27 protein-coding genes are annotated in these 26118 nt (G+C 63.0%); 7 read left to right on the top strand and 20 right to left on the bottom strand.

Annotation, left to right across the window (positions count from 1 at the left end; genetic code table 11):
* Positions 1 to 114: 114 nt before the first annotated feature.
* The 10 genes from AMK02_RS04585 to AMK02_RS04540 all read right to left on the bottom strand — a co-directional run bounded on the left by AMK02_RS04585 (position 115) and on the right by AMK02_RS04540 (position 11099).
* Positions 115 to 1938: a methyl-accepting chemotaxis protein gene (locus AMK02_RS04585; RefSeq protein ID WP_064800866.1), complete on the bottom strand. Its 1824-nt coding sequence runs from the start codon at positions 1936 to 1938 to the stop codon at positions 115 to 117.
* A gap of 417 nt (positions 1939 to 2355) precedes the next feature.
* Complete coding sequence (locus AMK02_RS04580; protein ID WP_064800865.1) at positions 2356 to 2817, bottom strand: plant virulence effector HPE1-like domain-containing protein; 462 nt, start codon at positions 2815 to 2817, stop codon at positions 2356 to 2358.
* Positions 2818 to 2910: 93 nt separating this feature from the next.
* Positions 2911 to 4194, bottom strand: coding sequence for a phosphoribosylamine--glycine ligase (gene purD, locus AMK02_RS04575; protein ID WP_064800864.1), 1284 nt, complete (start codon positions 4192 to 4194; stop codon positions 2911 to 2913).
* A 66-nt stretch (positions 4195 to 4260) separates the two neighbouring features.
* A complete protein-coding gene (locus AMK02_RS04570; protein WP_064800863.1) occupies positions 4261 to 6192 on the bottom strand; it encodes a DUF2207 domain-containing protein in 1932 nt (643 codons plus the stop codon).
* Between the two features lie 37 nt (positions 6193 to 6229).
* Positions 6230 to 7492 carry a 3-phosphoshikimate 1-carboxyvinyltransferase gene (locus tag AMK02_RS04565; RefSeq protein ID WP_064800862.1) on the bottom strand — a complete coding sequence of 421 codons (1263 nt, stop codon included), beginning with the start codon at positions 7490 to 7492 and terminating at the stop codon, positions 6230 to 6232.
* 91 nt (positions 7493 to 7583) lie between these two features.
* Complete coding sequence (locus AMK02_RS04560) at positions 7584 to 8135, bottom strand: LemA family protein (RefSeq protein WP_064800861.1); 552 nt, start codon at positions 8133 to 8135, stop codon at positions 7584 to 7586.
* 61 nt (positions 8136 to 8196) lie between these two features.
* Positions 8197 to 8748, bottom strand: a complete 552-nt coding sequence (locus AMK02_RS04555) for an AAA family ATPase (protein ID WP_064800860.1) — start codon at positions 8746 to 8748, stop codon at positions 8197 to 8199.
* Positions 8745 to 9701, bottom strand: a complete 957-nt coding sequence (locus tag AMK02_RS04550) for a glycine--tRNA ligase subunit alpha (RefSeq protein WP_011424229.1) — start codon at positions 9699 to 9701, stop codon at positions 8745 to 8747. The genes AMK02_RS04555 and AMK02_RS04550 overlap by 4 nt, the downstream gene beginning before the upstream one ends.
* Positions 9702 to 10028: 327 nt before the next feature.
* Positions 10029 to 10220, bottom strand: coding sequence for a hypothetical protein (locus tag AMK02_RS04545; protein ID WP_064800859.1), 192 nt, complete (start codon positions 10218 to 10220; stop codon positions 10029 to 10031).
* 18 nt (positions 10221 to 10238) lie between these two features.
* Positions 10239 to 11099, bottom strand: coding sequence for a S49 family peptidase (locus tag AMK02_RS04540; protein ID WP_064800858.1), 861 nt, complete (start codon positions 11097 to 11099; stop codon positions 10239 to 10241).
* Between the two features lie 182 nt (positions 11100 to 11281).
* Here AMK02_RS04540 and AMK02_RS04535 point away from each other — a divergent pair, with 182 nt between their 5' ends.
* Entirely contained in the window at positions 11282 to 12622 is a 1341-nt protein-coding gene (locus tag AMK02_RS04535) for an Nramp family divalent metal transporter (protein WP_064800857.1), read from the top strand.
* Here the strand turns inward: AMK02_RS04535 and AMK02_RS04530 are convergent.
* On the bottom strand, positions 12612 to 13409 hold the full coding sequence (locus tag AMK02_RS04530) for a tRNA1(Val) (adenine(37)-N6)-methyltransferase (protein WP_064800856.1): 798 nt from the start codon (positions 13407 to 13409) through the stop codon (positions 12612 to 12614). The two genes, AMK02_RS04535 and AMK02_RS04530, sit on opposite strands and share 11 nt — an antisense overlap.
* Positions 13410 to 13416: 7 nt before the next feature.
* Positions 13417 to 13644 (bottom strand): putative signal transducing protein, encoded by a 228-nt coding sequence (locus AMK02_RS04525; RefSeq protein WP_064800855.1) that lies wholly within the window; start codon positions 13642 to 13644, stop codon positions 13417 to 13419.
* A 108-nt stretch (positions 13645 to 13752) separates the two neighbouring features.
* Here AMK02_RS04525 and AMK02_RS04520 point away from each other — a divergent pair, with 108 nt between their 5' ends.
* From AMK02_RS04520 to moaB, 4 genes are all read left to right on the top strand, one after another.
* Positions 13753 to 14769 (top strand): polyprenyl synthetase family protein, encoded by a 1017-nt coding sequence (locus tag AMK02_RS04520; protein WP_064800854.1) that lies wholly within the window; start codon positions 13753 to 13755, stop codon positions 14767 to 14769.
* Between the two features lie 127 nt (positions 14770 to 14896).
* Positions 14897 to 16729, top strand: coding sequence for a tetratricopeptide repeat protein (locus tag AMK02_RS04515; RefSeq protein WP_064800853.1), 1833 nt, complete (start codon positions 14897 to 14899; stop codon positions 16727 to 16729).
* Between the two features lie 12 nt (positions 16730 to 16741).
* Positions 16742 to 17626, top strand: a complete 885-nt coding sequence (locus tag AMK02_RS04510; protein ID WP_064800852.1) for a 4-(cytidine 5'-diphospho)-2-C-methyl-D-erythritol kinase — start codon at positions 16742 to 16744, stop codon at positions 17624 to 17626.
* Entirely contained in the window at positions 17626 to 18177 is a 552-nt protein-coding gene (gene moaB, locus AMK02_RS04505; protein WP_064800851.1) for a molybdenum cofactor biosynthesis protein B, read from the top strand. The genes AMK02_RS04510 and moaB overlap by 1 nt, the downstream gene beginning before the upstream one ends.
* An 82-nt stretch (positions 18178 to 18259) precedes the next feature.
* Here the strand turns inward: moaB and AMK02_RS04500 are convergent, their stop codons facing one another.
* The gene (locus tag AMK02_RS04500; RefSeq protein WP_064800850.1) at positions 18260 to 18595 is read right to left on the bottom strand and encodes a hypothetical protein; all 336 of its coding nucleotides are present in this window, start codon (positions 18593 to 18595) and stop codon (positions 18260 to 18262) included.
* A 394-nt stretch (positions 18596 to 18989) separates the two neighbouring features.
* Positions 18990 to 19508 (bottom strand): glycosyltransferase family A protein, encoded by a 519-nt coding sequence (locus AMK02_RS04495; RefSeq protein WP_064800849.1) that lies wholly within the window; start codon positions 19506 to 19508, stop codon positions 18990 to 18992.
* Positions 19509 to 19647: 139 nt separating this feature from the next.
* Here AMK02_RS04495 and AMK02_RS04490 point away from each other — a divergent pair, with 139 nt between their 5' ends.
* Together AMK02_RS04490 and AMK02_RS04485 are read left to right on the top strand one after the other, a co-directional pair.
* Positions 19648 to 20805 carry a PA0069 family radical SAM protein gene (locus AMK02_RS04490; protein ID WP_064800848.1) on the top strand — a complete coding sequence of 386 codons (1158 nt, stop codon included), beginning with the start codon at positions 19648 to 19650 and terminating at the stop codon, positions 20803 to 20805.
* Between the two features lie 167 nt (positions 20806 to 20972).
* Positions 20973 to 21662, top strand: a complete 690-nt coding sequence (locus AMK02_RS04485; protein WP_064800847.1) for a ribonuclease HII — start codon at positions 20973 to 20975, stop codon at positions 21660 to 21662.
* Positions 21663 to 21774: 112 nt separating this feature from the next.
* Here AMK02_RS04485 and AMK02_RS04480 read toward each other — a convergent pair whose 3' ends face one another.
* The 6 genes from AMK02_RS04480 to AMK02_RS04455 all read right to left on the bottom strand — a co-directional run bounded on the left by AMK02_RS04480 (position 21775) and on the right by AMK02_RS04455 (position 25906).
* Positions 21775 to 22725 (bottom strand): IS110 family transposase, encoded by a 951-nt coding sequence (locus AMK02_RS04480; RefSeq protein ID WP_064800413.1) that lies wholly within the window; start codon positions 22723 to 22725, stop codon positions 21775 to 21777.
* 535 nt (positions 22726 to 23260) lie between these two features.
* Positions 23261 to 23752 (bottom strand): F0F1 ATP synthase subunit B, encoded by a 492-nt coding sequence (locus AMK02_RS04475; RefSeq protein WP_064800846.1) that lies wholly within the window; start codon positions 23750 to 23752, stop codon positions 23261 to 23263.
* Positions 23753 to 23755: 3 nt separating this feature from the next.
* On the bottom strand, positions 23756 to 24379 hold the full coding sequence (locus AMK02_RS04470) for a F0F1 ATP synthase subunit B (protein WP_064800845.1): 624 nt from the start codon (positions 24377 to 24379) through the stop codon (positions 23756 to 23758).
* A gap of 77 nt (positions 24380 to 24456) precedes the next feature.
* Positions 24457 to 24684 carry a F0F1 ATP synthase subunit C gene (locus AMK02_RS04465; RefSeq protein WP_003588243.1) on the bottom strand — a complete coding sequence of 76 codons (228 nt, stop codon included), beginning with the start codon at positions 24682 to 24684 and terminating at the stop codon, positions 24457 to 24459.
* 68 nt (positions 24685 to 24752) lie between these two features.
* Complete coding sequence (locus tag AMK02_RS04460) at positions 24753 to 25505, bottom strand: F0F1 ATP synthase subunit A (RefSeq protein ID WP_064800844.1); 753 nt, start codon at positions 25503 to 25505, stop codon at positions 24753 to 24755.
* A gap of 62 nt (positions 25506 to 25567) precedes the next feature.
* Entirely contained in the window at positions 25568 to 25906 is a 339-nt protein-coding gene (locus tag AMK02_RS04455; protein WP_064800843.1) for an AtpZ/AtpI family protein, read from the bottom strand.
* Between the last annotated feature and the right edge of the window lie 212 nt (positions 25907 to 26118).

Here is a 26118-nt window from a genome sequence, read left to right as displayed (position 1 = left end):
AAGAACCGACGGCCGCTAAGATTTTGGTGCTGAAAACTCTGATTGTCCCCGCGCCGTTTATGTTTTTACGCGGTTCCTGACGGAAAACCGTTTCACACTTTTCCTGGAATTGCGCTAGGCGGCGCGGCGACCTTGATGCGCGACGGGAGCAGCGGCGGCACTGTTGACGCGGAAACCGCGGATGAGATCGATCAGTTCGTCGGTGTCGGCAGCCAGCGTCTCGGCCGACGCCGTGGTCTCTTCGGCCATGGCGGCGTTCTGCTGGGTGGCGGCGTCGAGCTGGTTCACCGACGAGGAGATCGAGCGCAGCGTGGTGTCCTGTTCGGAGGCGCTGTGGGCGATCTTGGCGACGATCTCGTTGGCGGCCTTGATCTGGTCGGAGATGCGCTTCAGCGCCTCGCCTGCCTCGCCGACCAATCGGACGCCGTGATCGACCTGGCTGGAGGAGCGGGCGATCTGATCCTTGATCCCCTTTGCCGCGGCAGCGGAGCGCTGGGCGAGTTCGCGCACTTCCTGGGCGACGACGGCAAAGCCCTTGCCGGATTCGCCGGCACGGGCCGCCTCGACGCCGGCATTCAAAGCCAGGAGGTTGGTCTGGAAGGCGATCTCGTCGATGACGCCGATGATCTTCGAGATCTCCGAAGACGATTTCTCGATGCCGCTCATCGCCTCGATCGCCTCGCTGACGATCGCATCGCTATGGGTGGTCTCGGCACTGACGGCATGCACGCGCTTGCTCGCCTCATGGGCGCCATCGGCGGTCTGGCGGACGGCGACGGTCAGCTCATCGAGGGCGGCAGATGTTTCCTCCAGGCTTGCGGCCTGGCGCTCGGTGCGCTGCGACAGCTCGTTGGAGGCACGGCGAATTTCTTCCTTGCTCGTACCGATGTCACTGCCCTTGGCGCTGACCTTGGCCATGGCGGCTTCGAGATGCGACAGCGCATCGTTGAAGTTGTCGCGAAGGGCGGCGTATTTCTGGCCGAGATCGGCGCAGCGGACGGTGAGGTCGCCGCGGGCGATCAGCTCCAGCGCCTGGCCGATCGTCGTCACGACGCGGGCCTGGAGTGCGGTCTCGTCCTGCTGCTGGCGCAGGTTGTTTTCGCGCTCGCTTTCCAGCGCGAGCTGCTGTGCCGCCTCGCGATCGGACATCTGATGGCGCTCCCTGATTTTCTCCTGCAGCGACAACGTCGCCTTCGCCATCATGCCGACCTCGTTGTTCATGCCGGTATGCGGGATGGCGATGGAAACATCCTCCTCGGAAACGGCCTTCAAGGCCGCATGGACATTGTTGAGAGGCCCCGAAATGCCGCGAATGACGACGTAGGCGGCCGCCATGGCAAGGAAGAAGAGAACGATGCTGCCGGAGAGCGCGGTCAGGATCGTGCCGTTAATCTGGGCATCGAGATCGTCCATATAGACGCCGGTGACGACGACGACCTTCCAGGGGTCGAAGGCCTGGCCATACGCCGTCTTGCGGTAATCGCCGGCCGGCTGCCCCGGCTTGCTGGTGGAGTAAAATTCGACGAGACCGCCGCCCTGCTGACCGAGCTTGACCAGCTCTTCACGATAGAGCTTGCCCTTGCTGTCCGGCTGCCCCTTCAGGTTCTGTCCTACCTTCGCGGCATCGTAGTGGAACATCATCTGGACATCGTAGCTGTAGCCGAAGAAATAGCCGTCCGGATCGTATTTCATGCCGTTGACGGTGGTGTAAGCCTGCTTCTGGGCATCCTCCAGCGTCATCTCGCCTGCGGTGACCTTAGCCTGATAAAGCTTGAAAACCGAGATTGCCGACTGAACCTCGGCACGGAGCATGTCGTAACGCTCCTTGTAAATCGCATCGACCGAGGAGCGGATCTGCAGGGACGTGGCGATCGCAAAGGCTGCCATCAAGCCGACGATCAGCAATATGAGCTGCTTCGATATCTTTAAATTTTTCATGATTCCTCGCAAAGGGGAATGAGGGAATACATTCCGGTGCGGTCTTCTACCGCCTGTGCGAGCGCATCTGAGAGGGACGCGTCTACCGCTGCTGAACAACATGCTGCGACCGGCGAGTAAGAATTGAAGCTGACTCGATAAGAAAGCTTTAATTTTATTCAAAACGACGCGAATTTCCCTAAAAATCGGGGGGCGGAGTTACAAGACCAACCGCTGATTTTCACTGAATATCACTTGTTTTCGCGCTGCAGATCTGCCGGCGCTCAAAAGCAGGAATGCACCCCCGCTTCTCTTCGAGGGTGCATTCGCTCCACCGCGGTGGAACCCCAAGCGATCGAAACCTTGATCGGGCAGGGGCAGGGAACTGTCGCAGCGGCTCAAATTGGCTTAGTACACAGCCCTCAGATGCCGTGGCTTTTAGAAACGCAGCTTAAATTCGGAAACGTCGAGAGCCGCCGGCGGCTCAGCCATTCCGGCAGCGACCGGCCTGGCATCGCCGCCGATGACGGCTGCGGTCGTTGCGTTCATGTCGATGCCTTGGGCGGGCGGCATCGAAGGTTCGGCGGCAGCCAAGGCTTCCGGTGTTGCCTTGCTGACGAAGACGACGGGCGAACCGCCCATCCAGGCTTCGGTGCGGAAGATCTTCGTTTCGCGGCCGACGTCGCGGACTTCGCTTGCCTGGAGGACGCCGGGCTTCAGTTCCGGCACCGTATAGTCCTTGCGGTTCTGCCCGGCCTGCAGCGGCGGACAAGCGGCGCAGCTTTCGGCTACGATGCTGCCCTCGGCACGTGCTGCCGTTTTGCCGATCACCTCAATCGAGGAGGCCATCGCCGAGCCTGCCATCAGCAGGATTGCCGCACCGAGGAAAATCTGACGCATCAACGCACCTCCGTCTCACTACGGCAACGGTATAGCGCAGCTTCGTTTCCATCCCGTCAGGGGAAAGAGTAAAAATTTAAGGAACGCGGCGATTTATGCTTTGTCCGAGGTTTTTTCGCGCTCGATCGCACGCCAGCCGATGTCGCGCCGGCAGAAGCCGTTTTCCCAACGAACCCTGTCCAACAGGGCATAGGCGCGGCCCTTCGCTTCGGCAACTGTACCGCCTGACGCGGTGACGTTGAGCACGCGGCCGCCGGTCGCGACCAGCACGCCGTCCTTCATGCCCGTGCCGGCATGAAACACCTTCTCTCCCTCGCCTGCCTCGGGCAGCGACTGGATCGGTGTGTTTTTCTCATAGGCGCCGGGATAGCCCTTCGAGGCCATGACCACTGTCAGGGCCGGATCTTCGCTCCATTCGGCGCTTACCTGATCGAGCGTGCCATTGGCGGTGGCAAGCAGCAGCGGCAGCAGATCGCTCTTCAGCCGCATCATCAGCACCTGGCATTCCGGGTCGCCGAAGCGGACATTGTATTCGATCAGCTCCGGCCCCTTCTTCGTGATCATCAGTCCGGCGAAAAACACGCCGGAGAAGGGATGACCGCTCTCGGCCATACCGCGGATCGTCGGCTCGATGATCTCTTTCATCGTCCGCTCGACCATCTCGGCCGTCATAACCGGCGCCGGCGAATAGGCACCCATGCCGCCGGTATTGACGCCGGTATCACCCTCGCCCACTCGCTTGTGATCCTGGGCGGTCGCCAGCGGCAGCGCATGTTTTCCATCGCAGAGACAGAAGAAGCTCGCTTCCTCGCCATCGAGATAGGCTTCGACGACGACTTCGGCGCCGGCGGCGCCATAGGCGCCCTCGAAGCAATCATCGACCGCGGCAAGCGCCTCGTCGAGCGTCATCGCGACGGTCACGCCCTTGCCGGCGGCCAGGCCGTCGGCCTTGACGACGATCGGCGCGCCCTGGGCGCGAATATAGGCTTTCGCTTTCGGCGCGTTGTTGAAACGCTGGTAGGCGCCGGTGGGAATGCCGTAGCGGGCGCAGATATCCTTGGTGAAGCCCTTGGAGCCCTCGAGCTGGGCGGCACCCGCGGAGGGCCCGAAGACTGCCAGGCCGTCGGCGCGCAGCCGGTCGGCGAGGCCGGCGACGAGCGGCGCCTCGGGGCCGACGACGACGAAATCGATCGCCTTCTCTCGGCAGAAAGCGGCGACTGCTTCATGATCGTCGATATTGATGGGCACGAGGGAGGCATGTTCGCCAATGCCGGGATTACCGGGTGCGGCGTAGAATTCGCTCATCAACGGCGATTGCGCCAGCTTCCAGGCGAGCGCGTGCTCGCGTCCGCCCGATCCGATCAACAGAACCTTCATGCGCGACCCCTTTCCTGTTCCGTCAGGCGGTTAAGGGCCAAGGGCCGAAAGGTCAAGCGGGAAAGCTTACCAGCCCCCGCCTCCCCCGCCTCCGCCGCCACCGCCGGAGGAGCCGCCGCCGGAAAAACCGGAGGATGAACTCGACGGCGGCGCGGGGATCGTCGACGCGATGGTGGAGGCCATCGACGAGGAGAAACCGCCGATACGGTCGGAGAAGCTGCCGCTGTTGAAATCGCCGGAATACCAGGAGGGCGCATAGGCTGCGGCCGTGCCGGCGGCGGCAGCCGCAAGCCAGGTCTCGAAGGTGCGCGACCAGGGCTTTTCGACACCCAAAGCCACCGCGTAGGGCAGCAGCGTCTCGAAATGCTGCGGCGACATTTTGGGAGCGCCGGCCATGTTCATGCGGTCCTTCTCGGCCAGCGTCAGGTATTGCCGCAGGCCGTCCACGCCGTCCATCATCCGGGCGCCGAGCGGAGTCGGCGCGCCCATGATGAAGACATAGAGGATGTTGAGCAGCACGATGCCGCCGATGGCAAAGAGCATCGGCGTCTCGTGCAGTTCCACCAGAGACGAGGCAAACGTCAGCATCAAGATCGCCAGGATGCTGACGCCGACGAAAACACCGACCGCCGCGGCAATGATGGCCATGACCTTGGCGAACAGCGATCTTCCTTGGTGCAGCGACTTGACCAAACCGGCGATGAAGACGGCGATGAAAACCGAGATGGCAATTGGGATCAGCATCAGCGCGATCGTATCGGGCTCCAGCGAGCCGAAGACGAACAGCGCCACCAGGGCGGCGGCACTGAGCGCAACGCCGCCTGTGGTATAGCCGACGTTGGAATTGTAATATTTACCGCGATGCTCTCTCTCGATTGCCGAACGGAAGGCTTGGCCGACCGTCTTCACCCGCTCGCCATTGGCCTCGTCGATCGTTAGCGTCCTGCCCTCGCCGCCGGCGACCTTCAGCAGCTCGGCCTCGCCGGCCTGGAATTTCTCCTTGCCGACCGGCTTGCCGGTGCCGCGGATGATGATCGAATCCTTGAGGTCTTCGAGCTTGACATAGCCGCGCACCGCCAGATTGAGGGCGGTTGCAGCTAGCGCCGTCCAGCCGCCGCCGGAGAAACCCTTATTGTCGATATAGTTGACCAGCGCCGGCGAGATGCCGTCCGGCGCGTCCCAGCGCGGCACGACGACGCCACGGGCGGGATCGCGGCCGACCTTCAGCCAGGATCTGAGATAATAGGCGAAAACCAGGATCAGGCCGCCGAAGCCGATGAAATAATTGCGGTTATCCTTCAGCCACCAGGTGCTTTCCATGTCCGCGCTCGGCGGATCGATCGAGCCCTTCGGCATGCGGATCGCAAAGGTCAGGCCTTCCTTGGGCCCAAGAGGCGCGGTGGTGGAAAACACGAGGCCGGCGCCGCTTTCGCTGACACGGGCATCCTTTCCCCTGGCGCCCTGCGGGCCGGTAAAGAAGGTCGTCTCAGTCGCGCTGACATCAGGCGGCAGCTTCACGGTTGCGGTCACTGACCGGATCGGGAAGATCCAGCCATTGCCGGTGACATTCCAGTAGAGCTCGTCATGATCGTCGAAATAGCGGATCTGGCGATTGGTCCTGTAGGTGAAGACGTAGCGGTGACGGCCCGGCGTCACCGTCACCTCGGCGGAGCCGGCATAGATGCGGATGCCGCCCGATATCGATTCCGTGTGCCAGGGCTCCTCCGCACCGTCGCGCGTGACCGACACCATATCGAAATCGACGCTGCGGCGACGGCCTGCGCCGTCGGTGAAATAGAGCGGGAAGTCGCGGAAGATGCCGTGGTTGATCCGGTTGCCCTCGGCATTGACCGTGATCGTTTCCGCTACCGTCATCTCACCGCTCTTTTCGAGCGCGATGTCGGAGGCGAAACTATCGACAACCTCGGCGGCAAAGGCCGCCGGGGCGGCGACCATCAGGAGCAGCGCCAAGCAAAAACCGAAAAACCGACGCCCCATCCTGTCTCCCCGCCGGCTGCCCCGGCTGCGCCTTGCTTCAATCCTTGTCCCGATAGGTCACGCCGAGGGCGGCGAGCGTCCGCCAATAGGCGGGGAAGGTCTTGCCGACACAATCGGGGTCGAGAATGGTGATGCCATCGATCTTGAGGCCGGCGAGCGCAAAGCTCATGGCGATGCGGTGATCGGCAAAGGTGTCGATCTCCGCCGGCAGCGTTTGACCGGCGAGAGCAGGATGGGAATGGACGATCAGATCGTCGCCCTCCTCGACGGCGAGACCTTCGCGGATATTGTTGAGCCCCGTGGACAGGGCGCGGATGCGGTCGCATTCCTTGACGCGCAGATTGGCGATGCCGACGAAGCGGACCGGCGTCTCGTTGAAGGCGGCAAGCACGGCGATCGTCGGAACGGCATCCTGCATCTGCGAGCCGTCGATTTCAGCCGGCAGGTGCGGGAACTTGGCGATCGTCTCATAGGCTTTGGCATCCGGCTGGGTGAAGGCATCGTTCGGCACGCCGAGATCGATCCTGCCATCGCTCAGCACTTCGGCCGCCCAGAGATAGGTCGCGGCGGATGCATCCGGCTCGATGACGAAATCGGCGGCGCGGTAGCCGGTCGGCTCGACGCGCCAGGTGACGGGGCTGGTCTTTTCGACCCTGGCGCCGAAGGCCTGCATCGCCGCCGTGGTGAGATCGATATAGCCGAGCGCGCCGATATCCTCGCCGACGAGTTCGATGTCAACAGGACGGTCGCCGCCGGCCGCCATCATCAGCAGCGCCGAGACATACTGGCTGGACAGCCCGCCATCGATCAGGATGCGGTCGGCCTCGAAGCGGCCGGTGCCCCTGACAGTGACCGGCGGGCAGCCGGTCTCGGCGCTGACATCGATGCCGAGTGTGCGCATCGCCTCGACCAGCGGGCCGATCGGTCGCTTGCGCATGTGCTCGTCGCCGTCGACGATGACGGTGCCGTCGACGAGAGCAGCAGCCGCCGTCAAGAAGCGTGTGGCCGTACCGGCATTGCCGAGGAAGAGCGGCGCCTTCGGCGGCGCGAGCCTGCCGCTGCCGGTGACGACGAAGGTGGTGTCATCGGGCTCGTCAATCGCAACACCCATGGCGCGCAGCGCATCGGCCATATAACGCGTGTCGTCGCTCTTCAGCGCGCCGGTCAGCCGGCTCGTGCCCTTGGCAAGGCCGGCGAGCAGCAGGGCGCGATTGGTGATCGACTTCGAACCCGGGGGCATGGCGCGGCCCGAAAGCGGCTTGCCCGGCGGGATGATCGTGAGTTTGGCTGTGCGTGTCATGCTGTGTCTTCCGTCCATGAGCGAGGCTAAAGCGCGTCGCCGTCTGCCCTTGCTCTTAACCGCTTTCTTGCAAAGGCAAAATGCCGGATCGTCAGAATTTGACGCTGGGAACGGCGCGATCGGCCTCATTGGTGATCTCAAAATACTCCCGCTTGGCAAAACCGAACTGGCCGGCGACGAGATTGGAGGGGAAGCTTTCGACCTTGACGTTCAGGTCGCGGGCCGCACCATTGTAATAACGCCGCGCCATCTGCAGCTCGCCTTCCAGGGTTTCGAGCGACGCCTGCAGTTCGGCGAAATTCTGGTTGGCCTTGAGATCGGGATAGGCCTCGGCAAGCGCGATCACCCGGCCGAGCGCCTGGCCGAGCAGCCCTTCCGCCTGCGCCCTGCCCGCGACATCGCCCGATGGCACGGCCTGCGCCTTGTTGCGGAGCGCAACCACCTCTTCGAGCGTCGACTTCTCATGGGCGGCATAACCCTTGACCGTCTCGATCAGGTTCGGAATCAGATCGGCGCGGCGCTTGAGCTGGACGTCAATGCCCGACCAGGCTTCCTCCGCCATCTGGCGGGAACGCACCAGCCCGTTGTAGATGAAGACGATGTAGAGTGCGATGACAGCGACGACGGCAAGTGCAATATACATCGCGAATCCCCTGCGGCGAAGTAATGTTCGCGCGGAGACTACGCGGGTTTGCCGGCTGCCGTCAAACGCCGATATCGGCGAGGATTCGGGCCGCTGTCTGCTCCGGCGAAAGGTTCGTCGTATCAATTTCGACTGTGTGTTCAGCCAGTCCGCGCAACAGTTTGTAGGTCGCCCGGAGCTGTTGCAGCTTCGCCGTATCCGTCAGCTTGAGCGCGTCGGATCGGCCGGGAGAGATGAGGCGCCTGGCATTCTCCTCCGGCGCGCAATCGAGCAGAACCGCGACCAGATGCGCGCCTCTGCCGACAGCCAGATCGACATACCAGCAGAACATCGCCCTATCCTGCTCGTCATCCGCAAGAGCATCGGTAAAGACGAAACTTTCAGCCGGATCGGCGTGCACGGCGTGGTCGAAAACCGCTCGCCGAATCTGCTCACGCAGTGATGCATGCAGAGGGTTGCTGCGGGCGAAAAGAGCTTCGGCCGGATTAAGCAGCGTGTGATTGTCGATGAGCCGCGCGCCGAGCCTTCTCGCGAGCAATCGGCCGACCGTCAGCTTCCCGGTGCCTGGCCAGCCGTTGAGATGGACTATACGGCTGGCAGGCTTTTGCGTCATGCCGCCTCTTTCGACAGGTTGACGCCGCCGGCGTCGGTCAGCAAAAAGGCTTCACCGCAGGCCTTGGCGAGCGTGCGTACCCGCAGGATGTAGCTCTGGCGCTCGGTGACCGAGATGACGCCGCGGGCGTCGAGCAGGTTGAAGACATGGCTGGCCTTGATGCACTGGTCATAGGCCGGGAAGACGCATTTGTGCAGGCGCTGGTTGGCGCTGTCATCGGGCGCGCCGGCATCGAGCAGCGACCGGCATTCCTTCTCGGCATCGACGAAGTGGCGATGCAGCATCTCGGTATTGGCGAATTCGAAATTGTGACGCGAATATTCCTGCTCGGCCTGCAGGAAGACGTCGCCATAGCTGATCTTCTCGTCGCCCTCGCGGCCGTTGAAATTCAGATCGTAGACATTGTCGACGCCCTGGACATACATGGCGAGGCGCTCGAGACCATAGGTCAGTTCGCCGGCGACCGGCGCGCATTCGATGCCGCAGACCTGCTGGAAATAGGTGAATTGCGAGACTTCCATGCCGTCGCACCAGCATTCCCAGCCGAGCCCCCAGGCGCCGAGCGTCGGGCTTTCCCAGTCATCCTCGACGAAGCGGATGTCGTGCAGCAGCGGATCGAGGCCGATCGCCGCCAGCGAGCCGAGATAGAGTTCCTGCAGGTTAGGCGGGTTCGGCTTCAGGATGACCTGATACTGGTAATAATGCTGCAGCCGGTTCGGGTTCTCGCCATAGCGGCCGTCCGACGGGCGGCGCGAGGGCTGGACGTAAGCGGCCTTCCAGGGCTTGGGGCCGAGGGCGCGCAAGGTGGTGGCCGGGTGGAAGGTGCCGGCGCCGACTTCCATGTCGTAGGGCTGCAGCACCGCACAACCCTTGTCCGCCCAGTAGCTATGCAGGGTCAGGATCAGCGCCTGGAAGGAGCGCTTCGGGTTCATATGGTCTGGGATAGCTGACATGGGATGGCACCGCTGGCTTGGGAATTATCGGCGCGACAGGTGCCATGGAGGGCGGCAGGGGTCAAGGGTTTTGCGGCGGTCGGCGACGCTGTGTGGTGACGCAAGCGGAGTTTCGCCGCCCTACCCATCCTGTATTTCGCTGGGCGGTGCCGCATATCCATTCTCCCCAGCGGGGAGAAGATGCCGGCAGGCAGATGAGGGGGTGAGCTGCGATAGGAGCGAATGCACGGCGCGCAAGCGAAGGGCAATCAATGGCGTGCCGTGCGGCCCCCTCATCCGACCCTTCGGGCCACCTTCTCCCCGCTGGGGAGAAGGGAGAATTGAAGTCTATTCCTCATCTCGCTTCAGCCGATACTCCCCGGTCACCGGGTCCTTGACCAGGGTGCCGATCGCGCCGGTCTGGCGTTCCTTTTCGGCGCGGCGCGATTTTTCGGCGAGCTTGCGGGCATCGGAGACGAAGCGGCGGTAGAGCCACCAGGCTGAGAACACCAGGATCAGGATCGTGATAAGCTGTGCCATGCCCCTCTCTTGCTCCTCTCAAAGCCCGAAGCGGCTCCACAATGCTCTCTCTTCCGCCGCTTCGACAAGTCCTGTTGCGAGACCTGCCCCCGCGCCCTCGAGTGTAACAGGCGATACGCCGGGAATGCGGCGGCCGAAGAGCCCGCGGCCGGCGGTGACGAGTTCCAGTCGGGTCTTTTGCCCGTAGCGCCGCTTCAATTCCTGGCGCATGTCGCCGAGACCGTCGATGAGGCCAAGCTCGAGGCCGCGGGTACCGCTCCAGAACAGGCCGGAAAACACCGTCGCATCATCCGTCAGCTTGCCGGCGCGGCGCTCGCGCACCATTGCGATGAAGACCTGGTGGATTTCGAGCTGCAGGCTCTTGAGGTACTCGATATCCTTTTCCTTTTCCGGCTGGAACGGATCGAGGATCACCTTGTTTTCGCCCGCCGTATAGACGCGGCGCTCGACGCCGATCTTCTTCAGCAGTTCGGGAAAGCCGAAACCGCCGGAGACGACGCCGATCGAGCCGACGATCGAGGTGGCGTCGGCGATGATCTCGTCGCCGGCAAGGGCGATCATGTAGCCGCCGGAAGCGGCGACATCCTCGACGAAGATCAGAACCTTCTTCTTCTTCTCCCGCGCGAGCTCGCGAATGCGGGTGAAGATCAGCCGGGACTGGACGGGCGAGCCGCCCGGCGAGTTGATCGCAATGGCCACCGCCGGCGCGTCCTTCATGGCGAAGGCCTTTTCCAGGACCGGGGCGACATTGGCGAGGTTGAGGGTCGGCCGGAACTGACCGCCGCCGCTGATGATCGCGCCCTGCAATCTGACGACCGGGATGGTGACGCCATCCTTGCGGAACCGTTTTGGCAGCAATTTTCTCAAGAACCCGGCCATTTCCTATCCTTCGCTTCGGCTCGCCCGATCGTCATCTGCGATCGGCATCCATGTATGCGCTGGAACGACAAACGCAATGGCCGCGTTTGCAAAACATCGAGGATGATTTTTCTTGTTGCGAATGACTTGCATTATCATTCTAATTCGTCATAGTGCAGAGACGATAAACAGGTGGAAATGGCATGGACGCCCTCAATCCCAATGCAACAAACGGCTGGCGGCACGAACGCGGAGAGGCGTCGCTGTCGGATGTCTACCGCACCGTCGGAACCGGGCGTCACAGCTCGAGATGGCGCAGGGCGGCGGCCTTTGCCGGGCCGGGCTACATGGTCGCTGTCGGCTATATGGACCCCGGCAACTGGGCGACCTCGCTCGCCGGCGGCTCGAAATTCGGCTATGCGCTGCTCACCGTCGCACTGCTTTCCAACCTGATGGCAATCGTCCTGCAATCGCTCTGCGCGCGTCTGGCGATCGCCTCGGGCCGCGACCTTGCGCAGGCCTGCCGCGACGCCTATCCGAAATGGGTTTCGGTGCCGCTCTGGGCCTTTGCCGAAATTGCCATCATCGCCACCGACATCGCCGAGGTGATCGGCACCGCGATCGGCCTCAACCTGCTGATGGGCATTCCGCTCGAACTCGGCGTACTCATCACCGCGCTCGACGTCTTTGTGATCCTTTTCCTGCAGAAGCTCGGCTTCCGCTGGGTGGAAGCCTTCATCATCGCGCTGCTCGGCGTCATCGCGCTCTGCTTCGGCGTGCAGATCCTGCTTGCCGACCCGCAATGGGGCTCCGTCATCACCGGCTTCTTCCCGACTACCGAGATCGTCACCAATCCTGAGATGCTTTATCTGGCGCTCGGCATTCTCGGCGCGACCGTCATGCCGCACAATCTCTACCTCCACTCCGGCATCGTGCAGACGCGGGCCTACGGCCATACGGTTCCCGAAAAGAAAGAGGCGCTGACCTATGCGACGATCGATTCGACGGTCGCTCTCTGTTTCGCGCTGCTGATCAACGCCTCGATCCTGATCTTGGCCGCGGCCGCCTTCAATGCGCATGGCAGGACCGACATCGTCGAACTCGGCGAGGCCCATTCGCTGCTGTCGCCGCTGCTGGGTCTGGCGATCGCGCCGACGCTGTTCGGCATCGCGCTTCTGTGCTGCGGCCTCAACTCGACGGTGACGGCGACGCTTGCCGGCCAGATCGTCATGGAAGGTTTCCTCAAGATCCGGCTGCAGCCATGGGTGCGCCGACTGATCACCCGGGCGATCGCCATCGTGCCGGCGGCAATCGTCACCATCTGGTACGGCGACCAGGGCACGGCGCAGCTTTTGATCCTGACACAGGTGGTGCTCAGCCTGCAGCTTTCCTTCGCCGTCTTCCCGCTCGTGATGTTCACCGCCAGCAAGGCCAAGATGGGCGAACTCGTCGCACCGCGCTGGCTGAGCGGCATCGCCTATGTGATCGCGGTCGTCATCGCCGGGCTCAACGTCAAGCTGCTCTTCGACTTCGTCACCGGCTAGACGTTGAGAGGCGAAGCCTGGCATAGGCCGCCCGGCCATTGTTGAAATCGTCGACGAGAGGGGAGAACTTGTGGCTCCCCTCTTCGTGCATGATGAGGGCCGCGCGCAGCGACAGCCGCGCCCGCGATCCCTTGATCGCGGTCATCAGAATGCGCACGGCATTTTCACCGGGGCGCGGATGGATGGCCGTCATTTCAATGCCGCCGAAGCGTCGGCCGCAGGCATCGATGATCTCGGCGATCGATTGGGGCCTGGCGATCAGCGACAATTGCCCGCCGGGGATCATGATCGCGCCGGCCGTGCGGATCCAGCTTTCGAACAGGCCGTCGGTCATCGCATGGGCTTCGGCCTTCAGCGCATCGGGCGTGCGCCGGTCGCCGGCATCGTTGAAGGGTGGGTTCATGATCACGTGGTGGAAGCTCTCATCGGCAAGCCCGGCATCGTTGCGCGCCTTGGCGGTCAGCGTCACATCCGCCTCGACGACGCTGACGCGGGCGGCAAGATGGGCGTTTTCCGGCAGGAGAATGCTGCGGCGGGCATAATCGGCCATCTCGGCCGAACGCTCGAAGAGCACCACTTGCGCCTTGGCAAGGCGCGAGGCGACGGCAAGGCCGGCAGCACCGGCGCCGGCGCCGAGATCGGCAACCCTGACCGGGCGATCGTCGGCGACGAGGGCGGCCAGCAGCATCGCATCCATGCCGGCGCGATGACCCCTGCCCTTCGGCTGCACCACATGAAAGGCGCCGCGATGGAAGGCATCGATGGTTTCAGCGGGTGCGCCGGTCATCGCCCGCTCACGTCCTGTCGCGCAGCTCGCCGCCGAGGCCGGCGTCGATCAGAATGCGGCGGGCCTGGTCGGCCATGTCCTCATCCACCAGCAGGCGGCGCGGCAACATGCCGAGCGAGCCTTCCAGCACGCTCATGCCCTGATCGGCGATGAAGCAGTGAATTCCGGCGTCCTTCATCAGGCTCTCGGCAAAGGAGAGCAGAACGGGATCGTTGGCGCGGATAAGTTCATGCATTTGCCGTCATTTTCCTTCCAATTTCGCCTTGCGCGACAATTCACCTCTTGCCGCGTCCATCGCCCCTTTCTATTGTCAGCTCTAATGAATGAACAGGAGTCCGGGTCGTTGGGCGTGGTCATACCGCTTGAAGAAAGCAAAAACAAACTGGCATCCATCAAGCCGTTGGTCGATCTCACCCGGGCTGACATGGAGCGGGTGAACCAGCTCATTCTGTCCAAGGCCGGCTCCGACGTGCAGATGATCCCCGAAGTGGCCAACCATCTGATCTCGTCCGGCGGCAAGCGGCTGCGCCCGATGCTGACGCTGGCGGCGGCCTCGCTGTTCGACTACCGCGGCGAAAACCACGTCAAGCTCGCCACTTCGGTCGAATTCATGCATACGGCGACACTGCTGCATGACGACGTCGTCGACGAAAGCGACCTGCGCCGCGGCAAGTCGACGGCGCGGATGATCTGGGGCAACCAGGCAAGCGTGCTGGTTGGCGACTTCCTGCTCGGCCAGGCCTTCCGCATGATGGTCGATGTCGGCTCGCTCGACGCGCTCGACGTGCTGTCTTCCGCCGCCTGCGTGATCGCCGAAGGCGAAGTGCTGCAGCTTTCCGTCGCCAAGAACATGGAGACGACGGAGGATGATTACCTCTCCGTCATCCGCGCCAAGACGGCCGCCCTCTTTGCGGCTGCCGCCGAAGTCGGGCCGATCGTCGCCGACGCCGGCCGCTCCGGCCGCAACGCGCTGAAATCCTACGGCATGAATCTCGGCCTCGCCTTCCAGCTCGTCGACGATGCGCTTGACTACGGCGGCAAGGCCGCCGATCTCGGCAAGAATGTCGGCGACGATTTCCGCGAAGGCAAGATCACCCTTCCCGTCATCCTCGCCTATCGCCGCGGCACCACGGAGGAGCGCGCCTTCTGGCGTGATGCGATCGAGGCCGGCAACAGCAGCGACGCCAACCTGGAAAAAGCGCTCGGGCTGATCACCAAATACGGCACACTCAGCGACACGATCGGCCGGGCGGTCCATTACGGCACGATCGCGCGGGACGCGCTGGCGCCGCTTCCCGATACGGTATGGAAATCCGCCCTGATGGAAGTGATCGACTTCTGCATCGAACGCGTCAATTGATCGAACGCCGCGATCGAGGCTGATTTTCTTGCAGCGCCGCTCCAAAAAAGCCATCCTGTTATGAATCAGTGATGACGACTGATTTGCGACCGGCAGCGGCCGGACGCTCTCGAAGAAAGGTTTTCTAATGCGGCAGAGAATTGCCATCCGTCTTCTTACGAGCGCAGCACTGACGGCTGTCCTTTCGCTCGGCGGCATCGCCGGCGCGAGTGCCGAAGATGCGGCCAAGGCGGGCGATGCCGGCAAGGCCGAGAGCTTCTTCGATGCCGATAGCGTCACCACTTTCTCCGGCGCCTTCCTCGCCGCGCGCACCGCCGATGTCGATCACGATTACGAGACCGCAATCGCGCTCTACAAGAAGGCGCTGCAGATCGAGCCCGGCAATCCCGAAATCCGCCAGCGGCTGATGATCTCGCTGCTGCTCAACGGCGACATCAAGGAAGGCGTCAAATACGCCAATGATCTGAAGGGCGATCCCTCTGTCGAGCGCATCACCACGATCGTGCGCGGCATGGATGCCGTGCGCCGCGACGACTACAAGACCGCCGAGTCGATCCTGAAATATAAGGGGCCGAACGATCTCGACCGGATGATGAACGACCTGCTGCTCGCCTGGGCCCGGGTCGGCGCCGGCCGCGGCAAGGAAGCGCTCGCCATGGTCGAGAAGATGAAGGGGCCGGACTGGTTCCGCATCTTCCAGAACTACAATGCCGGCGCCATTGCCGTCGTCACCGGCGACGTGAAGTCGGCCCGCCAGCACCTCAACGACGCCGTGCTCGACAAGGAAGGCGGGGCGACGGCGCCCGACACCTTCATGCGCGCGGTGATGGCGCTTGCCCGCCTCGAGGCGATGCAGGGCAACAAGCAGAAGGCGCTCGACGCCGTTTCGGTCGGCGATAACCTGCTGCCGAATTATGCGCCGCTGAATGCGCTGCGCGACAGCATCGAAAAGGGCGAGAAGCAGGAGCAGCAGGTCAAGACCGCCGAAGAAGGCGCCGCCGGCGTGCTCTTCTCCGTCGGCGGCGCGCTGAACCGCGACGGTGCCGAAGACATCGTCTCGCTCTACCTGCAGACCGCCAACGCGCTCGACCCCAACAGCGCCGATACGCTGGTGCTGCTCGGCGGCATCGCCGAAAAGCAGAACCAGATGGATCGCGCCATCTCCCTCTATAAGAAGGTGCCGGAAGATTCGCCGATGCGGCGCATTTCCGAGCTGCAGCTCGGCCTTGCCCTTGCCCAGGGCGGCAAGGTCGACGAGGCGCGCAAGCACCTGCAGGCGCTGATCGCCTCCGACCCGAAGGACATCCGCAGCTACCTCGCCTATGGCAGCGTGCTCTCCGACGCCAAAGACTACGAGGCGATGGCCGCCAATTACGACAAGGCGGTCGAAGCGATCGGGCCGATCCCCGGCCGCGCCAACTGGAGCGTCTTCTTCCAGCGCGGCATCGCCTATGAGCGGCTGAAGAAGTGGGACCAGGCCGAACCGAATTTCCGCAAGGCCTTGGAACTCAATCCCGATCAGCCGCAGGTACTGAACTATCTCGGCTATTCCTGGATCGACATGAACCGGAACCTCGACGAAGGCCTTGCCATGATCAAGAAGGCCGTCGATCTTCGCCCTGACGACGGTTACATCATCGATTCGCTCGGCTGGGCCTATTTCCGCCTCAACCGCTTCGACGACGCCGTCGACGAGTTGGAGCGGGCGGCGCAGATCAAGGCCGGTGACGCGACGATCAACGACCATCTCGGCGATGCCTACTGGCGCGTCGGGCGCAAGCTCGAAGCCGTCTATCAGTGGAACCGGGCGCTCGCCTCCGAGCCTGAAGCAGCCGAAATTCCGAAGATCAAGGAAAAGGTCGCAAACGGCCTGCCCGCCGACGACGATGCCAAGGCGGCCGACAAGAAGCAGCCGGATCCGCCGCCTGTCACGCCGCCGCCGATCGACAAGAAGTCCTGACGGGCGCCACCGATGCCTGAGCAGGGCTTGGCCAACGCTTTCGGCGTCACCGAAGAGGCGCGCGCGAAGATCAATCTCGCCCTGCATGTAACGGGCCAGCGGCCGGACGGCTATCATCTGCTCGATATGCTGGTGACCTTCGCAGATTGCGGCGACCGGCTGGGCTTCCTGCCGGCGCAGGCCGACACCTTCACCCTGTCTGGCCGCTTCGGCGAGACGCTTGCCGACGACGGCGGCATCAACCTGGTGATCAGAGCGCGCGACCTCCTGCGCGAGGTCGTGGGCGCCCTTGCGTTCCCCGTTCACATCCACCTCCAGAAGAACCTGCCTGTTGCCTCCGGCATCGGCGGCGGCTCGGCCGACGCGGCGGCGACACTGCGGGGGCTGATGCGCCTCTGGGGCACTGGATTGCCGATAGAGACGCTGGCTGCGCTGGCGCTGAAGCTTGGCGCCGACGTGCCCATGTGCCTCGAGAGCCGGCCGCTGATTGCCCGCGGCATCGGCGAGGAGATCGAAGCCGTGCCCGATCTGCCGTCCTTCGCCATGGTGCTTGCCAACCCATTGAAGGGAGTTTCGACGCCGGAGGTTTTCCGCCGGCTCGAGGCAAAGAACAATTCACCCCTGAACCTCTCCCGGCCGGCCGGCTGGCTTGCGGCAATCGGCGCGGCCCGCAACGACCTGGAGCCGCCGGCGCGCCAAGCCGTGCCCGAAATTACGGCGATCTCGGCGATGCTGCAGGCTGAGGGCGCCTTGCTGACCCGCATGTCCGGCTCCGGCGCCACCTGCTTCGGGATCTTTGCCGACATGGCCGCCGCGCGAGAGGCGGCAGCGGCTCTTCACGAGGCGCGGCCCGACTGGTATTTCCAGGCGACGGAAACGGTTTCGGGAGGCATGTGATGGCAGGCTTGGACGAAAAACGGCCCTTCATCGCCGTCGGCATTGCGGTTCTTACCGTTTCGGATACGCGCACCCCGGAGACGGACAAGTCGGGCGATACGCTGGCGGCGCGGATTGCCGAGGCTGGCCACAGGCTGGTCGAGCGGGCGATCGTGCCCGACGACCGGGAGAAAATCGCCGCCCAGGTCAAGACCTGGACCGAGCGGGATGAGATCGACGTCGTCATCACCACAGGCGGCACTGGTTTTACCGGCCGAGACGTGACGCCCGAGGCGCTGGAACCGCTGTTCGAAAAGCGCATGGACGGCTTTTCCGCCGTCTTCCACCGTATTTCCTATGATAAGATCGGCACGGCGACGATCCAGTCGCGCGCCACTGCGGGCGTTGCCAACTCGACCTTCATCTTCGCCCTGCCCGGCTCGCCCGGCGCCTGCCGGGACGCCTGGGACGGCATACTGAAAGCACAGCTCGATTATCGCAGCGTACCGTGCAACTTCGTGGAAATCATGCCGCGCCTGGACGAGCACTTGAAACGCGGCGCACAGAAATAGACCGGCGCTGCCGTTACAGCCGCCGCGATCGCGCCGTCGAAAATCCGATTCAGACTTTTCGGGGCCGACGCGCCGGCGTTTGTCATGTGGCAATGCCCGGCAGAGCCGGCATCGAATCCCAGCTATCACCCGACAGCAAGATGCAGCTTATGCCGTGAACATCCGTGACCACGAGCGTCCAGGTGCCGCTTTTGGCGGCATAGACCTCGAGAACGGCGTTCTGGTTGACCAGCCCGACCGCGGTGAGCTTCTCACCGAAATTCCTGTCGAGGAAACTGACGACGTCGGATCGGCCTGCGCAACTGAGCATCGTCTGCGATGCTGCCGAATGCGGATGCGCGATCACCAATGTCGGCAATATGACCGCCAGCAGCCCGCAGATCATACTGCGTACGCCGTCGATCTTACCGCGTGTCATGACGCACCTCCTTTCGCCGGAAACCCGGCAGAAGAGGAGATTTGCCGACCTGTTCTGCCGTTCACCGGCATTTCACGGCATCCGTTGCGAAGCGCGGCGCTTCGGCGGCGCCATGGGCGAATTATAGCGCGAAATCCGATTGGGCGCCATCTTTGCGCGATGGCGGGACGTAACACAAAGCGCACTTACGGCGAGACGGCTGCCGCCACCGACCGGGGTCGAGCCACGGGTCTCGACCCGTCCTTCGGACCCCCGCTTGCAGGGCGACGGGGATTTGCCGCGCCGGCGTCCTCCATCTCGACGTTGCGTTGGGCACGCCCCCTCGCCCCGTTTTTAACGGGAGAGGGTTAGAGTGATGGGCATCTCGGACAGCGTCGATGCAGGGATGGGCATTCTACCGCGCAGCGCGCGCCACCCAGGAGGGAATCAATTCACTTGAGAGCTTGCGCGGCTTCTGCCCCTTGGCGAAGTCGGCAACAGGCATACCGCTTCTGGCGGCGGCGAGCGCCAGGTTCTTCGGCATCAACAGCCCGAGCTCCAGCGGCGGCCGGGCGCGGGCGACGCGCTGGAAGAAGGGGCGCCGATAGCCGCGCGACGCGGTAAAGCGCGCCGGCGTCTTGTTCAGCGCCACGTATTCGGCGATCTCATCGATCCAGCCGGCCTGCGGCCTGGCGCCCGGCTCGACGAAGAGCAGCCATTCGCCGCGGGCGGAGCGAACGATGTCTTTGATATCCCACTGTGAATGGAAACGGCAGCCGGCGGCGTCGGCGACCCGCGAGGTGCCGTCGCGCGAGCCGTGATCAAGCACGATCACATCGCTGACGAGCCCTTCCACCGCGCCTGCCACCAATACCGATAAGGTCTGCGCCAGTTCGGATTCCTGATCCTGGCATTCGAGAACAACCGTCAACATCGATTATTCATAATGCGCCGCACAATTTTTTGCCAGCACCCTTTTGCGCATTTTGTTCTTGCATTGTTCTCATTTTGTCGATAGGAATTTAATCATCAAAACGGGTGGAGGCAACGGCTTTCCGCCGCGGGAGAATCCGATGAGAGAGCAGTCCCTGGCAGGGCAGGCCGCATTCGCGCCTGCCAATACGGCAGATATTGCCGATGCGATGATCGTGTCCTCCGGTCTCAGGGTCGAAGGCGACCGCCGGCGCGGGCGCGGAGCCGGATTGAATCCAACAGGACGGTTCGAAGCGCTGCAGCGGGAGACCTTCGACGACGGCTGGCAGACGCTGGAAGAGCTGCCGCCGTTCAAGACCGAGGTGCAGATCGAAAAGCCGCGCACCGCGATTACCCGCAACGAATCGCCGGATCTTTCCTTCGACCGCTCGATCAATCCCTATCGCGGCTGCGAGCACGGCTGCATCTATTGTTTCGCCCGGCCGACCCACGCCTATATGGGGCTTTCGGCAGGGCTCGATTTCGAGACGAAGCTCTTCGCCAAGCCCGATGCGGCGAAGCTCTTGGAGCGGGAGCTCGCCAAGCCAGGCTACAAGGTACGGGTGATCGCGATCGGCACCAATACCGACCCCTATCAGCCGATCGAGAAGGAATGGCGCATCATGCGCGGCATCCTCGAGGTGCTGAACAAGGCGAACCATCCGGTGTCGATCGTCACCAAATCGGCAATGATCCTGCGCGATCTCGATATTCTCCAGGAGATGGCCGGCAAGAACCTGGTGCGCGTCGGCATCTCGGTCACCACGCTCGACCGCAAGCTCGCCCGAGCGATGGAGCCGCGCGCCGCCACACCGCCGCGACGGCTGGAGACCATTCATGCGCTCTCGGAGGCAGGCATCCAGACTGCCGTCATGGCCGCTCCGCTGATCCCGGCGCTGAACGATCACGAATTGGAGCGCATCCTAGAATCGGCCAAGGCTGCCGGCGCCGCCGAGGCGAGTTATGTCATTCTCAGGCTGCCGCTCGAAGTCAGCCCGCTCTTTCGCGACTGGCTGCTGCAGCACTATCCAGATCGTTACCGGCACGTGATGTCTCTGGTGCGCTCGATGCGCGGCGGCAAGGATTACGACGCCGAATTCGGCAAGCGCATGAAGGGCGCCGGCCCCTATGCCTGGCAGATCGCCCGACGTTTCGAAATGGCGGCGAAACGCTTCGAGCTGACGCGGCGCAGTGTGCCGCTGCGCGACGATCTGTTCGTGCCGCCGGATGGCAGCGGCGTACAGCTGTCGCTGCTCTGATTTTTTAAGCTTGCGCATCGGCTGCTCAGAAAAACCGCCCTGTTTTCGAGCCCCGAGCGCAATTCCCGCGGATGGCTTTGACCGCCACCATCCGCCGGACCGTCCCCGGCCGCCGCCCTGATCCGGGGACTTGCGGGAAATCGGGTTGGCGTGCGAGGTTCAGCCGCATGAAACGTCGCACGCCACCCGATTCTCCCCTGCTTTTCGACACGGTCCCTCTCGTGCCGGATTTCAAGCTCGAGCTCAAAGCCCGCAAGGCCGGCCACTGGCCGGTCGCCGGCGCCGACGAGGCAGGCCGCGGGCCGCTGGCGGGGCCTGTAGTGGCCGCTGCGGTCATCCTCGATCCGAAGCGCATCCCTGAAGGCCTCAACGATTCCAAGCAGCTCTCGGCGCAGCGACGCGAGGAACTCTTCGTGCAAATCCTGGCGACTGCGACGGTTTCCATCGCCTCTTCCAGCTCGACCCGCATCGACGAGACCGACATTCGCAAGGCCAGCCTGGACGCGATGCGCCGCGCCATCTGCAGCCTCGCCGTTCCCGCAAGCTACGTGCTGACGGATGGGCTTGATGTGCCGCCTGGCCTCGATTGCCCCGGACAGGCGGTGGTCAAGGGCGATGCCCGATCCGTCTCGATCGCCGCCGCCTCGATCGTCGCCAAGGTGACGCGCGACCGGATTATGGCAAGGGCGCATAATGTTTTTCCGGATTACGGGTTTGCCGCCCATGTCGGCTACGGCACGGCGCAGCACCGCGCCGGCATCGAGAAACATGGGCCGTGTTCGCTGCACCGGATGAGCTTTAGACCGCTGCGCAAGGGCGAGGACGGTCCTGAAATGGACGAGCTGATTTCCGAATAGCTCACCCAAAGAAAACCTGGCAATGAGAAGCCGGACTAGCACCGTAAGAGGCGCGCGAGGAAAAGAGAGGCCACGGCATGTCCTCTTCTCCCCGGCGGGGAGCAACCATGTTTCATTTTTGCTGGTATTGTGGCGTCCATTCGGTCTTTCGAGAGAGGATTGTGTTGGCGAGAACGATGAGTTTGCGTGCGACGGCTATGACGGCGCACAGGTGATCCTTTCCGTTCTGACGCAAGCGGGCGTAGAAAGAGGCGAGATCCGGATTGTGCCGGGTTGCCGTAAACGCGCACATGAACAGGCTCTTTCGCAGGCGTTCGCGACCACCCTGGATGCGGCGTCTGCCATGATATTTTCCGCTATCATCGTCATAGGGTGCGACGCCGGCAAGGGCGGCGATCTCGGCGCGGCTGGCATGGCCGAGCTCGGGCAGCCGAATGATCAGGCACAGGGCGCTGCGCAGCCCGATGCCCTTAATAGAGGTCAGCAGATCGAGCCGTTGCGAAAGGTCACAATCGTCGCGAACCATCTTTTCGAGCCGCAGCAGATGGGCCTTTCGGCAGGTTTCGAGGCGGGCGACCTCGCGCGCATGACGGCGCTTGATCGCCTCCGACAAGGCGGTCTCGGCAAAGGTTTTGATCAGGGCGATCTGCTGCTCGATCTGTTCCAGATAGGTCAGTTCGGCCGCCAGTTTGTCGAGGCGTGCATCCGGCAGCGCCGGCAACTGCTCGAGACTTGCCGTGAAGAGCGCAATCAGCACGGCATCGAGGCGATCGTTCTTGGCTCGCTTGAGCCGGCTCTTGGCAAAGAAGCGCAATTGCGCCGGCTGCAGACGCGCCGCCGGCCGCTTGCCGGCCCGCAGATGCGCCAGCAACCGCCATTCATAGCCGCCGGAGGCTTCGAAGCCGATGCGGCTGACGTCATGCTCTTGAAGAAAGGCGTCAAGCGCCTTCAGGCCAGCAGCGTCATAAGTGACCCTCAGCCTTGCGCGGCCGGGATGGAGGGCAATGTCGAGATGGCTTTTGCCGACATCGATTCCGGCACAAATCATGCTATTATCGGTCATCTTCGTCGTCCCTGTCTTGGATACGAACCCCAAGGTTCCTGCAACCACACGGGCCAGATGAAGAGCCGGTTGCGATCCTGCTCCCCACAGCCCCTAACGGCTAAGAAGGTGACGATCCGACAACCAGCTGCCGGGCGGGCGGCCACCCGCCCGGCAGGCATCAGTATCCTACATTTTGCTCATCCAAGAAGGTGCCGGCAGGCGGATGAGGGGGCCGCCGGCACACCCTCACGGAAAACCTATCCGCCACGCCAGCGGTAACGCCGCGCGCCACCGCCCTGAACACCGTCGACACAGGCTTGAACGGTCGAAACCCGCATCGGTTTCATTCGGAAAGACGGCTTCCCCGGCTCCCTCATCCGCCCTACGGGCACCGACCTGGGTCGAGCCACGTGTCTCGACCCGTCCTTCGGACCCCCGAGGGGAGAAGAGGGAATCGAGAGGGAGCGGTATGCCCTCGACCCGAGATCGAGTATTCAACAACAAAAAAAGGCCGGGACATGCCCGGCCTTTTCCTCATTCTATACGCTACCGCTCAGTTGAGCCGTGTCTTGACCTGGCCGACGGCGTTGCCGAAGAGCTCGGACTGGACTTTGCCGTCGGCCTTCTTGGCGAGCACCGTTTCGGCGGCTGCGATCGCCAGATCGACGGCGGCGGAACGCACCGCCTTCATCGCATCGGCCTCGGCCTGCTTGATCTTCTGCTCGGAGAGCGCCGTGCGGTTAGCGACGAATTCTTCCGTCTTCTTCTTCGCCTCGGCGGTCAGCATCTCGGCTTCGCGCTCAGCGGCGGCAACTATGTGGACGGCTTCGGCTTCCGCTTCCTTGCGCTTGCGCTGGTATTCGGCGAGCAGGTGCTGGGCTTCCTCGCGCAGGCGCTTGGCTTCGGCCAGCTCGTTACGGATCTGGTCGGCGCGGTCGTCGAGCGAGCGCGCCATCATGCCCGGAACCTTGAGGTAAACGACCAGCGCCAGGAAGAGGATGAGACCGACAAAAGCGAAGAAAGTCGCGTCGAAATGAAATTCCATCGATCAAGCCTCCTTCTTGGCGGCCGCGACGGCGGCGGCGACGTCTGCCTGCGCAGCGGTGCTGCCGATCAGCTGTTCGACGACCGCGGCTGCCGTTTCCTCGGCAATGGTGCCGACGTCGGCGAAAGCCTTGGCCTTGATGTCAGCGATGCGGGCTTCGGCAGCCTTGATCTTTTCCGACAGGCTGGCCTCGACGGTGCGGCGATCCTCTTCGGCCTTGACCTTGGCGGCGTCACGGGCGGCGGAGCCGATCGCGTGGGACTTGGCGCGGGCAGCGGCCAGTTCGCCTTCATAGGTCTGGACGGCGGCGTCGGCTTCCGCCTTCAGGCGGCCTGCTTCTTCCAGGTCCTGGGAGATGCGCGTGTGGCGCTGATCGAGGATGGCCCCGATGCGCGGCGCGATGACCTTTTGCATAAGGAGGTAGAAGACGCCGAACGTAATCACCAGCCAGAGCAGCTGGGATGCGTAGGTCGTCGAATCGAAAGGCGGGAACGGGCCGCGGGCGTGTTCGCCTTCGGCAACGCCGGTCTCGGTATGGACCTCGCCTGCGGCCGGAGCGGCATGCGCATCCGTGCCGGTCGCTGCCGCCGGTGCTTCTTCAGCGTAAGCCGGGGTCACAAAAAACATGCTCACCTCCAGGTGGACTGCAAATGCAAAGGATCACGGCTTGCGGTCGCAGGCCGTGATCCATCTATTCGCCGATATCAGACAGCGAAGAGGAGGAGGAGAGCGACGAGCAGCGAGAAGATGCCCAGAGCTTCCGTAACGGCGAAGCCGAATACCAGACGGCCGAACTGGCTGTCAGCGGCAGACGGATTGCGCAGAGCGCCGGAGAGGTAGCTGCCGAAGATATTGCCGAGGCCGAGAGCCGTACCGGCCATACCAAAGCAAGCCAGGCCTGCACCGATGAACTTTGCTGCTTCCGCTTCCATGTTGAACTCCTTTGAAATGGTTGTTGCGGCGAATGACTGACGCCCTGGAGACGTCGTTGTCGTTATCCTTAGTGCCCGCCCGGATGGATTGCGTCGTTGAGGTACATGCAAGTCAGCACCGCGAAGACGTAAGCCTGAAGGAAGGCGACGAGGAACTCGAGACCGGTCAGGGCGACGGTCATGATGAGGGGAAGAACGGCGCCGCCGATACCAACGGCACCGAGGGTTCCAAGCGAGGCGACGAAGCCTGCGAACACCTTCAGCGTGATGTGACCGGCGAGCATGTTGGCGAAAAGACGAACGGAGAGCGAAATCGGACGGGACAGGAAGGAAATGATTTCGATCGCGACGACCAGCGGCAGCAATATGCCCGGCACGCCCGAGGGCACGAAGACATTCAGGAAGTGGAAACCGTGCTTATAGAAGCCGTAGATCAGAACCGTGCTGATAACGAGGATCGCCAGCGCGAAGGTGACGATGATCTGGCTGGTGATCGTGAAGAAATAGGGGAACATGCCGAGCAGGTTCGCCGTCAGCACGAACATGAAGAGCGAGAAGACCAGCGGGAAGAACTTCAGTCCCTGCTTGCCCGCGCCTTCCTTCAGCATGTTGGCGATGAATTCATAGGACATTTCCGCGACCGACTGCGAACGGCCGGGCACGATGGCGCGGTTCGAGGTCGAGAAATACAGGAAGCCGGCGGCAACGGCTGCCGAAGCGACCATGAAGAGCGATGCGTTGGTGAACGAAAAATCAATTCCGCCGATTTCGATCGGGACAATCTTCTGGATCAGGAACTGATGAGTCGGATCGTTAGACACCGCTTGTTCTCTCTCTTTGGCCCGCAGGACGCGGGGTCATTGCACTGGACCGGGACCGGCCCCTATTTCTTGTCGTCCTGGTCGTCCAGCGGATGAGCAACCACCCCCGCAGAACGCAATACGTTCAGAACGCCGGCACAGAATCCGAGAAGCAGAAGAACAATCAACCCCCAAGGCGCCGTGCCAACAAAACGGTCGAGAAGATAGCCAAGGACGGCACCGACGACGATTGCGGCAATGAACTCGCTGGAAAGCTTCATCGCCTGGGCATAACCTTTGCGGCTTACCTCGGCTTGGGCCTCGCTTGCTTTTTCCACTCCCGCCTCAGCGCGCTTGGTCGCGAGTTCCGCTCCCAGTTGCGCACGGCGCTTCTCAAGACTTTCCTCGCGGTCGTCCGCCATGGATCTCTCCTCGCCTGCCCGTCGCCCGCACTCCCGCTACCCCGGTCATTCGGACCCCGGACGCGAAGGTTGAGACCCTTCCGGCCCGTTCTGAAGTCGCGCGCAACATAGTTTTAGGGATTGGTATAGTCAAGGCGTAGACGGCTTCTGTCCAGCCAGAAAATAATGGTGTAAAATCAAGGAGATATATCGATATTCAGCCGTGTGGGCAA

Origin of the sequence: Rhizobium sp. N731 (assembly GCF_001664145.1) — a bacterium.
Classification (GTDB): domain Bacteria; phylum Pseudomonadota; class Alphaproteobacteria; order Rhizobiales; family Rhizobiaceae; genus Rhizobium; species Rhizobium esperanzae.
This window is presented reverse-complemented; position numbering and strand designations above follow the sequence as displayed.